This window comes from uncultured Actinomyces sp., assembly GCF_963542285.1.
GTDB lineage: Bacteria > Actinomycetota > Actinomycetes > Actinomycetales > Actinomycetaceae > Pauljensenia.
The window spans coordinates 1-11549 of the sequence record NZ_CAUTWQ010000026.1 but is presented as its reverse complement, the minus strand read 5'-3'; the positions used below and the strand labels follow the sequence as shown (position 1 = coordinate 11549).

General features: G+C 57.9%; 10 protein-coding genes and 1 pseudogene. 7 read left to right on the top strand and 4 right to left on the bottom strand.

The genetic code is table 11. The annotated features are described in order from the left end of the window. Nucleotides 1-952: nucleotide disphospho-sugar-binding domain-containing protein (locus tag RW023_RS08135; RefSeq protein WP_315580715.1), on the top strand; the 952-nt coding region annotated here is incomplete at its 5' end. Between the two features lie 396 nt (nucleotides 953-1348). On the opposite strand, the gene RW023_RS08130 is transcribed toward RW023_RS08135, so the two are convergent. Continuing rightward, entirely contained in the window at nucleotides 1349-2395 is a 1047-nt protein-coding gene (locus RW023_RS08130; protein WP_315580714.1) for an alpha/beta hydrolase-fold protein, read from the bottom strand. Between the two features lie 131 nt (nucleotides 2396-2526). Here RW023_RS08130 and RW023_RS08125 point away from each other — a divergent pair, with 131 nt between their 5' ends. Both RW023_RS08125 and RW023_RS08120 read left to right on the top strand, forming a co-directional pair. Next, on the top strand, nucleotides 2527-2844 hold the full coding sequence (locus RW023_RS08125) for a heavy metal-binding domain-containing protein (protein ID WP_315580713.1): 318 nt from the start codon (nucleotides 2527-2529) through the stop codon (nucleotides 2842-2844). Nucleotides 2845-2997: 153 nt separating this feature from the next. Further along, nucleotides 2998-3642 carry a DUF4230 domain-containing protein gene (locus RW023_RS08120; protein WP_315580712.1) on the top strand — a complete coding sequence of 215 codons (645 nt, stop codon included), beginning with the start codon at nucleotides 2998-3000 and terminating at the stop codon, nucleotides 3640-3642. A gap of 15 nt (nucleotides 3643-3657) precedes the next feature. On the opposite strand, the gene RW023_RS08115 is transcribed toward RW023_RS08120, so the two are convergent. Next, complete coding sequence (locus tag RW023_RS08115) at nucleotides 3658-5361, bottom strand: hypothetical protein (protein ID WP_315580711.1); 1704 nt, start codon at nucleotides 5359-5361, stop codon at nucleotides 3658-3660. A gap of 79 nt (nucleotides 5362-5440) precedes the next feature. Beyond that, nucleotides 5441-6583 carry an ADP-ribosylglycohydrolase family protein gene (locus tag RW023_RS08110; protein ID WP_315580710.1) on the bottom strand — a complete coding sequence of 381 codons (1143 nt, stop codon included), beginning with the start codon at nucleotides 6581-6583 and terminating at the stop codon, nucleotides 5441-5443. A gap of 163 nt (nucleotides 6584-6746) precedes the next feature. On the opposite strand from RW023_RS08110, the gene hemQ reads away from it, so the two are divergent. The 3 genes from hemQ to RW023_RS08095 are packed head-to-tail and all read left to right on the top strand — an operon-like array spanning nucleotide 6747 to nucleotide 10389. Continuing rightward, nucleotides 6747-9032, top strand: a complete 2286-nt coding sequence (gene hemQ / locus RW023_RS08105; RefSeq protein ID WP_315580716.1) for a hydrogen peroxide-dependent heme synthase — start codon at nucleotides 6747-6749, stop codon at nucleotides 9030-9032. A 24-nt stretch (nucleotides 9033-9056) separates the two neighbouring features. Continuing rightward, a complete protein-coding gene (locus RW023_RS08100) occupies nucleotides 9057-9734 on the top strand; it encodes a DNA-3-methyladenine glycosylase I (RefSeq protein WP_315580709.1) in 678 nt (225 codons plus the stop codon). A 55-nt stretch (nucleotides 9735-9789) separates the two neighbouring features. Further along, nucleotides 9790-10389, top strand: coding sequence for a uracil-DNA glycosylase family protein (locus RW023_RS08095; RefSeq protein WP_315580708.1), 600 nt, complete (start codon nucleotides 9790-9792; stop codon nucleotides 10387-10389). 65 nt (nucleotides 10390-10454) lie between these two features. On the opposite strand, the gene RW023_RS08090 is transcribed toward RW023_RS08095, so the two are convergent. Beyond that, the gene (locus RW023_RS08090) at nucleotides 10455-11312 is read right to left on the bottom strand and encodes a class I SAM-dependent methyltransferase (protein ID WP_315580707.1); all 858 of its coding nucleotides are present in this window, start codon (nucleotides 11310-11312) and stop codon (nucleotides 10455-10457) included. A gap of 109 nt (nucleotides 11313-11421) precedes the next feature. Between RW023_RS08090 and RW023_RS08085 the strand changes: the two are divergent. After that, nucleotides 11422-11549 (top strand): annotated as a pseudogene (locus tag RW023_RS08085) (low specificity L-threonine aldolase); the annotation flags it as partial.

The window sequence follows — 11549 nt, the reverse complement described above, 5'->3', positions numbered from 1 at the left end:
GGCTTCTCGCCTGGGATTGATGGGGCGCAAGCCCGTTCATAGTTTCGAAGAAGTGCTGTGGCTAACCGGTGCCCTCGATGAGCGCTACATGCGCGCCGCCGTCGAGGTCCTGCGCACCCACATGCGAGCCGCGCGCCCTGACGTCGTCTACTCGGAGTTCAACTTGGCCGCGGTGATCGCCGCTCGCGCTGAAGGGATTCCCTGTGTGGGCAGCGGCTCGCAGCCGACGACCCTCTCCGACGCCTCAAACCCGCGAAAATCCTCAGGAATTCGACGCCTGCTGCGCGAGATGGGCATGCCTGCCCCGGCCTCGTCGCTGAGTATTCTCGAGGGGATGCGGCGCCGCTTCATCCCGAGCTGTCCGACCCTGGAACCGCGGGCGGGGGAGCGGGCGATCTACTGCGGGTTCCTGGACGAGCCGCCCACACTGACGCCAACGCCTCGCGATTGCGCCCTCGTCTATCTCGGTGCGGGCAGCGTCCCCGCGGGAGTTGCCATGCGAGTTGGCCGCCAGCTCTCGAGCGCGCTTGGGTGCGATACGTACGTTGCAGGTGTGCCCGAGGCTGTCCAAACTGTCGGGGGCCATGAGGTGACCTGCGCGCCTCGCCTTAACTTTGCTGAGCTCCTCCCTCGCGCCCGCGTCATGGTCCATCACGGCGGGCAAAACTCGATGATGGACGCGCTGGCTTACGAAGTCCCCCAAGTCGTCGTGCCCGGGCGTGTTTTCGAGCGCCAATTCAACGCCGAGGCCGTCGAGCGTACGCGCTGTGGCCTGAGCGTTCGCGCACCCAAGCCCGCTCTTATTGCCGAGGCCGCGCTGCGCCTCGTCGATGAGTCCGCCCTGGCCTCGGGGATCCGAGGGACGCGCGACGAACTGTCGGAATTGGGCGGAACTGAGCGGATTGTCCTCGAGGTCGAGAAATTACTCGATGTGTGCCCCGAGAACGAGTGATCAATGCCTCTTGAGCCAAGGGGGTTTGCGTTATTCGGGCCTCTTGAGCCATAGGGTTTGTGCTATTCGGGCCTCAATGGCACCGTTTGGAGGCATTGACACAACTTGGAGCTTTGAGTGAGCGGTTTTTGGTGTATGCGATGCGTCCAAGTGGTGCCAATCGCGCCGGGTGGTGCCAATCGCGCCTAGTAGCGTCGATCCGGACTGGCAGAGCATCCCGCCAGGTGGTGCCAATCGCGCCAAACAGTGTCGATCTGGTCTGCTGGTGTTGATTCCACCTATAAGCAACGATCCGGCCTAACGGCGTAAGTCTTGCTGAGTAGTGCTGGGTGAGTGGCCGCAGGGCCTGCGCATCTTCCGGGCGCAACACGATCCGAAAAACTGAGGGGAGATGCCCTACTGGTGGGGGAAAAGTAACGGCAGGGCGTGGCTGAGTTGGCGTGAAACCGAGGCCAGGGAGTGCGTCCCCTCCTCGTCGATCCACACCTGCAAGCTCTGAGGCGTCATCAGCGTCGGATACCTGCGGTAAAACTCATCGAGCTGCGGACTCATGTCGTCTAGCGCTGGATCGTCTGAACCGACGCTGGCGATAATGCGAAAATCCTGCGGACCCATGTCGCGGCTGCGCACCCCCAGAGTTACTTCGTCAGCAATCTGGGGTAGGGGTGCGTCATGATCACGGCCAATCCATGATTCCCCGGCCATTGGCATGTAACCGTAGAAATAGTCGGGGTTCAGGGCGAAAACATCCCAGGCTGTAATCCCACCCATGGAAAAACCGCCGAAAGCGCGGTGCGTGCGGCTTGCTTTTAAGGATTCATCCGTGGTATCGCCGCCCGCGTAGGTTGAGTAATGCGACTCGATCGTGTCGATCAAAGTATTAATCTCACTGGTCGCAAAGAAACGATTGAGCTGATAATCCGTTTCAAAATCATCATTCACGAAAGAGCGATCAGGGTAATACGTCGCAAAAACAACGATCGTTGGGGAGAGTGCGCCACTGCGCTCCAGGTCATCAATCGCCGGCGAGACCTCGTCGGCCATTTCCTCTGCGCTGCTCATCCACCCGTGAGTCAGGTACACAATATTGGCCGGTATCCCCTGTACGTATGTCGCAGGAACGTACACCAGAGCCTGCTTCTTATAGGTCACGCCCTGATATTCCTGCTGATAATCCACGGTGTCGATCCGCCCGTGCAGGGGAATCGGATTCTCCGAGGCCGCAGGAATGATTACCGTTGTCCCGTCCGCATTCTCGTGGTGGGTAGCTGCGGGGGTGGGGGTGGAGGCGTGATAGGCCTCGTATCCTGCTGCGCTGACCAAGCCGGTTGCCGCCACTAAGGTGCCCACGGCAAGCGCGATTGTTCGCATGCGGTCACGAGGCCGTGGCTGGCGCGCCGGCACTTCCGTGGTTTTGGGGGTGGGTGAGGTCGGAGTGCTCATCGATAAAGTTCCGTGTACTTCGTGCGTGTTGACCTCATATAGTCGATTTTAGGTCCGCGGCTGTGTCGGTGCGAATGCGCCTTCGCTACCAGCGGATAGGATTGAGGCACCAGCTGGACAAAGGAGTTGCCATGATTGCTGTCACGACACCAACCCTTGAAGGTGCGCCCATTAAGCGTTACTACGGAATTGTTTCCGGAGAAACGATCTCGGGTGTGATCTTTGTTAAAGACATTGGTGCGGGTTTGTCGAACCTCTTTGGCGGACGGGCCTCGAACTATGAAGAGGAACTCTTCAAGGCCTCACAAACTGCTATCGACGAGATGTGTCAGCGTGCGCAAGCAATGGGTGCAAACGCGGTAGTCGGCGTGCATGTTGACTACTTCACCGCCGGAGCTGACAATGGAATGCTCGCAGCAATCGCCACGGGCACCGCTGTTGAGGTGTAAGCGTATTTCTTAAGCAAATCCCCGCACTTCAGGCGTAATGCTGCGGCCTGGAATGCGGGGATGATTCTTGTTACTTCCTTGATTTACCCTTGAGGAACTCTGTAAAATCGAACAGCATTCAATCCTGTATCAACAAGCAATGGTGGTTGTGTCATGGCGAAACTTCGTGGTTTAGGTCGAGCAGTGGGTGCTCTTGTGGTTATCGCACTGGTCTTCATCGGTGGAATGAAAATGGCCCCCTACCTGGGATTCTTGGGATTCAATTCCAAGAAGGTCACGACCGACACCACGATGATCACCAACTCTTTTTCTGATATCGCGGAGCTTTCGACCGAGTCCTATATCTTCACCGAGGTCGGCAAATACTCCGAGCAAGGAACACAGATTTTTGGCATGGAGGTTCCCGGAACAGGAGCGTCATTCCTCATCACCTACTCGGGTGAGGTGAAAGCCGGCATCACCGATATCAGTGCAGTCAAGGTAGAACGGGACGAGAGCCAGAAACTCATCAAGGTAACGGTTCCTGCCGCCGAGGTGATCTCAACGAAAATCGACCCTGCGTCAGTGAAGACCTACGACCAAACATTCAGTTTGGCAAACCGCCTCGAAGTCAATGAAGTCACGGGTTTCATTGCAAACGAAGAAAAACGCGCATCCGAGGATGCTGTGAAGCATGGCCTGCTTGAGAAGGCGCAAAAACGTCTGGACGAGATCATCACCGGCCACGTTAAGGCAGTCCTGGGTGACGAGGCCAAGAACTACGAGGTGCGCGTAGCCGTCGCCGAGTCGAAGAACTGATTGCCGAGGCCGGGGCTAGTTTTCGGGAGAAAGTGCCCCGTCTGCATCTGCCTCGGCTAGCGCTGGGAGAGCATCGGTATCGGCAGGGAGTGCCTCGCGAAACGTGGTAAGCAGCGAGGCTAAGTCTTGCGCGGCGGCGAGTCCAACGCTGGGGAAACACCACTCAAACTGGCGCTGTTCATGAGTAACATGCAGCTCTGCAAGAGAATCCTGCTCGTTGTGGAAATCCCACGTGAGTTCTTCAAGCGGGTAACTGCCCGTGACCGTACCCTTCTGAATAAAATCCTGAGGGGAAGCGGTAATAACTCGTCGATTTGTCACTGCCACCATCTCTGGCGAAACAACAACTGAACGTTGAGCTGCTCGGCGGAGGAATCCAGCGGCTTGCCCGGGCTTGCGGACGTCAGGCACCTTTGTGTCTTCGCGTTGGGGCAAGCCTGCCCAAGCGAATTCCATTGCCTCAGCAAAAGGAGAAGAAGCTTTTGCAAGAAGCCGGTGCGACAGTCGATCAACGGGAAATGCCAGTGCGCATAATTCTTCGCCTTGATCGAGGAACCAACGCAGAGTATCGGTGTATGCGCTTGTGTCGTAACCTTCAGGGGCACACGTGACTGTGGGCTCTGGTTGCGGGTTCTCGCGGATACCTAGTTGCTGGGCAAGGCCGTCAAGTGCCTCGAGCAGCTTTCGTGCGGTCTCCTGTGAGACCTTTGAATCTCCACGTTTCTGCGTCAGTGGGATGGTCCATTTCCCAGCGGTATCAGCGATGACATGAAGTTCACGAATGAGCTCATACAGTAGTTCTCGCTGAGTTTGAAGATCCGTTTCAATTTCCTGTTGGATCTCAGGAAGATCGAGGGTTAGCGGTTCGCCGTTTGCTAGTTCATGACTGCGTTTGAGAATTGAGAGACAAACCCATGCTTGTAATGTTTCGAAAGCTGCGCATGCATCGATAACGATGTTCTGCGCATTCAATCGCACGTAATTACGCCTTGCAGTTACATCGCACTGAGCTTGCCGCAGCTTATCGACGTGCTTCTGGATTTGCTCCTTATAGTAATTTCGGTGTGACTTGAGCTCATGGAAGAGCCCGCTGACCGTATCCCAATTCGAGTCCGAGACTTTGCCTTGTTTGACGCTGAAGCGGTAGACCTCAGTGATTGTTTCACAGACGCCCTGGTAGTCAGCTTTTCGTGAGCTTGTGAGAACTTGGAGCGTTTGCTCGGAGACCTGTTGGACGCTGCGAATTTGCTTTGAAATATCGCTGAGCTGCATCTGAAGTGCAACTGTTGCAATTGCGGGACCGAGCGCAGCAATAACACCGGACAGTCGCGCGCCAGAAACTGAAAGTAAACGTGCATTTCGGACAATCTGTCCATTTGAACCGCGGATTACTCCAAGTACGCCGCCCCCAGCCGTTTGTGTGAGTGTTGCGCCATCAGCGAGGAGAGCCTGTGAGGCAGTATCGAGCCTATAGAGGCCAGATGCTTGAATGAACGCGTTCGCTGCGGAAGCCGCACCGCCGCCCACTGCCGCGATCTCACCGACCGAAGCAACAAGATCATTGAAGGAGTCGCCAAGAACAAGTTGATCGGTGATCTTTTCCAGTCCTTCAGTATTCGGACCGATCACGATCGCAAGATTGTCTTCCAAGGGGATGAGGAGGGTTTCTCCCGCTTCTGGGGAATATTGCAATTCCGTGTTCTGAGTTGCGTCGTCCATGACTTCACTCCGGTCTGTCGTGCTCTCCCAGCCTTGGGAAACTAATCGGGTGAACATTATGCTAGCACGCAGCTTAGGTTCAGTTTTTGCTTCCCTCGCGCCTGCACTGAACGTAGTCGTGGTGGATGTACTTGTGTGCCCATGCAGGATCGACGGGCCTATACTCGCTGAGGTGGCCGCAGCCTGTCGATAGGTCATCGGCAATCTCGATAATGGCCCCGTGCAGTTCAAGCGGCTCAACAAAGCGACGCGGAATCGCTTCGTAACCAATCTGCGCACCAATGATTGTCCCCGCGAGCGCGGCCGTAGAATCGCTGTCGCCATTGTGATTCGAGGCCGCCGCAATTGCCCCCGCAAAGTCACCTTGATGGCGCAGCGCGCACAGCAAACCGATCGCCAGGGTCTCTTCTGCAACCCAGCCTTCGCCAAGCTCATGAATCGCGTCCAAGTCGCTGAGCCCAGAAGAAGCCAGTGAAACCGCGCGCTCCATGATTTCGTGCAAAACCCCAATCATCCGTGCCTCGGGGAAAGCTTCGGGAAGGGTAGAACTCGCGGCGGCGACGGCCTCGGTAAGGGGAGAATCCTCGTGGACGATCATCGACACGATCTGCGCGAAGGCTCCGGCGGGAAGCCACCCCAGCTCGTGCCCGTGAGTGAGGGCGGCAATTTCCGCGCCCTGGAGCTGGATATCGGCGTAGGTCATGTGGCGAGTCATGTTCGAAAAACTCGTCGAGTAGAAGAGTCCAACCGGCGCAACGCGCATGATCCCGCCACAGCCCTTTGAATCGTTGATCGGGGATTCGAGGGTTCCGTTAGCTCCCGCGGCGCATGCCGTCATGCACGTCGTGCCAGGGGCTCGGCGCACGAAAAGCTCAGGAAATCCACTGACCCAAGCGCATGGCCTGCGTTCACTGAACTCCTCGGTTTGCGTTCGGTACCAATCCTGATACATGAAGGACATGTAGTCGCGGATGGGCGCCATAATCCCGCGCAAGGCCCCGCGCGTATGTGCCAAAAGCAAACCTTCCGCGGTGTAGAGAGTCATCTGTGTGTCATCAGAAAAACGCGCAACGCCCTGCTCGTCAAGGACGTAATCAGTAATTCCAGCCGGGCCAAAGCGCTGGAAAATCTGTGGTTCGCGGAGGAACTCAACGGTATAGCCCAAGGCGTCTCCGGCGGCCTCGCCAATGAGCGCGCCGCGGTAGCGATCGCGAATGTCCATGAGCCCTCCTTAGAACATGAATATTTTACAGTGTCCGGATCGGCCAGTATGCGCCCAAAAATGGCGTGATCTGGCGTTTTTCTGACACTTTGTCGCTGCGAGGGGAGGGCGCGGGGTCCTAAACTTGCCACGTACCCGTGAAGGAGGCCTCACAGTGCCGGGAATGGAACCCTACGACGCAATTATGCTGCTGTCCTATGGTGGCCCCAACGGCATGGAGGATGTCCTCCCGTTCATGCGCAATGCAACGCGAGGCCGTGGAATCCCCGACGAACGCCTTCTTCAAGTCTCGAAGCACTATGAGCGTTTCGGTGGCGTTTCGCCCATTAATGCCTGTAATCAGCGCCTGATCGCTGACTTATCCGCAGAGCTCTCGCGTCGTGGATATGACATCCCTGTCGGCTGGGGAAACCGCAACTGGCATCCCTTCGTCGCCGAGGGCCTAGACGAACTCGCCCAAGCCGGTGCGCGACGCATCCTTGTGCTGCCAACATCCGCCTATGCCTCGTATTCGGGGTGCCGTCAGTACCGCGAAGACCTTGCCGAGGCCGCGCGCTCCCTTAGTGAAAAGTGGGGGAGTATCCTCCTTGGTGCAGAGGGCAGCGCGGACAACCCGAACGCCGAGATCATTGTGGATAAAGTACGCCCCTACTATTCGACGCCCGGCATGGCCAGTGCTGAAATAAGCTCGATCCGGCGCGCATGGTCGGCCTTGGTTGAGGGCGGAGCTGATCCCGCTGGGATTCGACTGGTTTTCGTCACCCACTCCATCCCCGTGAGCATGGAAGAAGGGTCCTCTCCCTTCCCCTTCCCTTCTGCCGTTTCTTCTTCCCCCACTTCCGAGGCCGGTGGCGCTGAGTTTGAGGCCGGCCCCACTTCCGAGGCCGGTGGCACTGAGCTTGAGGCCGGCCCCGATCCCCAGGCCGGTGGCGCTGAACTTGAGGGTGAAGAAACCTCATCCCTGGGTACCCCCGCTTCCGAAATTAGTTACGTTGCTCAGCATCATGCTCTCATTCAAGCGATCATGCCGGAAGTGCGTCGTGTTGTGGGACGCGAGGATCTGGGATATGACCTAGCGTTTTGTTCGCGCTCGGGTCCGCCGCAGGCGCGCTGGCTGGAGCCCGATATCAACGATTTCCTCCGCTGCCTGATCGACCCGGAAAGCCAGAGTGCGGGGGAAGGAAACCAGGCCTCGGGAAGCGAAAAGCCAAGCGGCGTAGTTGTCGTTCCTATCGGCTTCATCTGCGACCATATGGAGGTTGTCTACGACCTGGACACCGAGGCCAAGGAAACCGCCGCGGAGCTTGGAATTGCTTACAAGCGTGCCGAAACAATCTCGACGGACCCCGTGTTTATCTCTTCGCTGGTGGACGTGCTGGAAGAGCGTGCGGCGCAAGCCCGAGGTGAAAATCCCTTCCGCATGACCGTGACGGGCACGGGACCTTTCCATACGGTGTGTCCGTTGGATTGCTGTTTGGCACCGGCTCGGCCAACGCATTCCCAGAACTCTGCCGAAATGGGCGCTCAGCATGCCAGCTCGCATGCCCAACTTTCTTCCGACGGCCCTGCTCGAGTCGCCGGTCAATCCGCCATACAACAGGAGGAATCAATGGCGTTCTTGAACCGTCGTGCGGCACAGCCCGCTGAAAACACCGAACACACCGCTCACTTAGAGGCTGCGCCCGAACATGTTGCCGAGCATGCTCCGCACCACCACGCGGCGCACTCCTACGTTCCCGACCCGCGCGACCGGACCGATATTGACTTAGATGAGGTCAACGGCAAGCAGCACTACGCACTGTATTCAGTGTTTGCATTGGGTGAATTCTTGCCAGCTGACGATAGCGAACGCGCCCATATTGTTGCTGAATCCCTGGACTACGTGAAGAGTGCGGGTGCGGAAATCCGCGGTTTCTATGACGTCTCCGGCTTCCGCGCCGAGGCAGATCTGATGGTGTGGTGGCTTGATGATGACCCCGAGGTCCTGCAAGACGCCTACCATCGCCTGCGCGCCAGTGCGCTGGGGAAGTTTGTGGAGCCTGTGTGGTCGTGCATGGGGCTGCACACCCCCGCAGAGTTCAACAAGCGCCATATTCCTGCGTGCTTTGGTGGGGTTGCGCCGCGTGATTGGGCGATGGTTTACCCCTTCGTGCGCTCCTACGACTGGTACTTGAAGGCCCCTGAAGAGCGCTCGCGGATCATGGCCGAGCACGGGCGCAACGGCTTCTCGCAGTACCCGGATGTCAAGGGCTCGACCCTGTCAGCTTTTGGTTTCTCTGACTACGAGTGGGTTTTGGCTTTCGAGGCCGATTCGCTGGACCGCCTTGAGGGCGTCATGCACGCCCAGCGTTACACCGAGGCTCGCTTGTATGTGCGCGAGGATACCCCCTTCTTCACGGGTCCTCGCGTGAGTCTGCAGGAGTGGGCTGAACGCCAGCCGAGGGCATAATCTGCACTGCTTGAGGAGGTGACCGTGACTCTTCCCGAAGGCCTCGTTGTCTGCGAAGACGGCCTTGTCCGCCCAAGCTGGGCGGCCACTGATCCGCTCTTGCGCGACTACTACGACACCGAGTGGGGGAAACCGGTTACCTCCGAGCAGGGCATCTTCGAGCGCCTCGTCCTTGAGAGCTTCCAATCCGGCCTCTCATGGTCGACGATCCTCAAGAAACGGCAAGCCTTTCGCAATGCCTTCGCTTCCTTCATTCCCGAGGCCGTCGCCGCCTTCACCGACAAAGATCGCGAGCGTTTAATGCGCGACGCGGGCATCGTGCGAAATAGGCGGAAGATCGACGCGGCAATTACTAATGCGCGGGCAGTTATCGCGCTTCGCGCTGCTCTGGCTGCCGAGGCCGAAGCCTACCGCGCGGGGCGGATGGAGGAAGCGCCGCTCGCACACTTGCTTCGGCCTGGGCAATCCTACCCGCGACACTTGGGTGAACTCGTCTGGCTCTACCAACCCAGCCACCAGCCTCGGCCCGAAAAGGCGGGGGACGTACCCGCACAAACGGAAGAATCCTGCGCTCTCTCACTCGAACTCAAACGCCGAGGCTTCGTCTTTGTCGGTCCGGTTACCGCACTGGCCTTGATGAGTGCGATAGGGATTGCAAACACTGACATTTTGGGAACGTGGAAACGGCCGTCGAATGAATGAACCACGCTTCGTTGAGGTCGCTGCGGGTGGATAGAAACGGCGCTAGAGTGAAAATATGACTCCAGAGATTACTGATCCGAAGTTCAAAGCAATCGCAGAGGAAATCCGGAAGGACCCGGAAAACGCCTCCTTTACAAAGCGCGGGATCGACCCGCTCTTCTTCGCGGGACCCGAGTGTCGGATCATGATCGTCGGCCAAGCTCCCGGTCGCGTCGCCGAGGAAAGCGGTATCGTCTGGAACGACCGTAGCGGTGACCGCCTTCGCGACTGGATGGGGATTGACCGCGATACCTTCTATAACTCGGGGAAACTGGCCATTGTCCCCATGGACTTCTACTTCCCGGGCACTGGAAAAAGCGGCGATCTGCCTCCGCGCAAGGACTTCGCGGACAAGTGGCACCCGCGCCTGCTTGAGCTTATGCCCGATCTGAAGCTCACTATCTTGGTTGGCTCCTACGCGACGAAGCGCTACCTGAAGCTCAAGTCCTCGGCCTCGCTCACGCAGGTCGTCAAGGACTACCGCGACTACCTACCCGAGTTTTTCCCGCTCGTGCACCCATCGCCTCGTAACCAAATCTGGATGAAGAAGAACCCCTGGTTTGACCAGACTGTTATTCCGGATCTACAAAAGCTCGTCGCGCAGATCATGGGGTGAGGTTTCTGCGAGCTCTGTATCCCCGAAGGCAGATACGTCTTCGGGGAAATCTTTATTCCCGCTTGTTACTCCCACTCGCTTCCGTCAGTGCGCCAGCCAATGAAGGTCCAGACAACGGGGAGCAGGTAATTCAAAACCCACTGTGTCTGAGGCGAATCGCTGTGATCGTTAGAAAGACCGTTCGCAGGCTGCACCGCTGGAACCTCAACGAAATGATCGCGTGCATAGGCATCGAACAAACGTTGCTCACGCGCAGTGAAAGGCTCAGGGCGTGCCAAACGACGCAGGTCAGCCCTGGCCTCGTCAAAGGAATTGAAGCGCATCGGCCGATAGGTGTTCGTCGTTGCAGTGACAGGAATGCGGCCGAGGTAACGCAGCGCGCGCAAGACCTCGCGGACGGTACTGGGGCGCTTCGCTTTGCGACCCAGGTAGGTCAAGAGCCTGGGATCCGACGACGGTGGAAGGCTATTCGGGACGACTACGGCGGCCTTGACTCTCGCTGCGGCGTCAAGCTTTGAGATGCGGCTGAGAGTGTGATCGCTCATCAGGGAGCGTGAGGCGAAAGCACAATCGACGCTGTTCTCTCCCAAACCGGCCCGACTCCAGTCCTCATCCCAGGCAAGCAGATGTGAGGTAATAGGAAGATTCTCGGCGGCGGCGCGCTGATCGAGGATAGTCAGCATGGCCTCGGCAAAATCACACGCGTGGACGTGGTGGCCGGCCCTCGCAAGGGGAAGCGCAAGTGTGCCCGTCGCGCAACCCATGTCCAAGATCGTCTCGCCCATCGCGGGGGAGAGCAAATCCATAAGCCAGCGTTCGTAGTCTTCGGTCGCGTAACGGGTAAAAGTCGCCGCGCGTTTGTTCCAGTAGTCTTTGGAATCGCGGTTGATCGAAGCGGGATGCGGACTGTTGTCATGTGGCATGAGTAGTGTCCTTTAGCGGTCTAGCGGCGTCATTACCTTTTCACCATGATAGGTGTGGTATGTGCTCGGCGCGTTATTCCTAAGGTAAAAAGCGTGCAATAATTGTGCAATGACCAGTGCAGCTGTAATCCCGAATTTCTCCAGCGACTATCAAGAAGGCGCGCACCAAAAAGTATTGGACGCCTTGGTCGCCACCAATATGGAGCAATCGAGTGGCTACGGTACCGACGAGCACTG

Bases quoted from the DNA above. Each gene is read 5' to 3' on its own strand.
- RW023_RS08130 (WP_315580714.1), bottom strand. From the start codon at position 2,395: ATGAGCACTCCGACCTCACCCACCCCCAAAACCACGGAAGTGCCGGCG.
- RW023_RS08125 (WP_315580713.1), top strand. From the start codon at position 2,527: ATGATTGCTGTCACGACACCAACCCTTGAAGGTGCGCCCATTAAGCGT.
- RW023_RS08120 (WP_315580712.1), top strand. From the start codon at position 2,998: ATGGCGAAACTTCGTGGTTTAGGTCGAGCAGTGGGTGCTCTTGTGGTT.
- RW023_RS08115 (WP_315580711.1), bottom strand. From the start codon at position 5,361: ATGGACGACGCAACTCAGAACACGGAATTGCAATATTCCCCAGAAGCG.
- hemQ (WP_315580716.1), top strand. From the start codon at position 6,747: ATGGAACCCTACGACGCAATTATGCTGCTGTCCTATGGTGGCCCCAAC.
- RW023_RS08095 (WP_315580708.1), top strand. From the start codon at position 9,790: ATGACTCCAGAGATTACTGATCCGAAGTTCAAAGCAATCGCAGAGGAA.
- RW023_RS08110 (WP_315580710.1), bottom strand. From the start codon at position 6,583: ATGGACATTCGCGATCGCTACCGCGGCGCGCTCATTGGCGAGGCCGCC.
- RW023_RS08090 (WP_315580707.1), bottom strand. From the start codon at position 11,312: ATGCCACATGACAACAGTCCGCATCCCGCTTCGATCAACCGCGATTCC.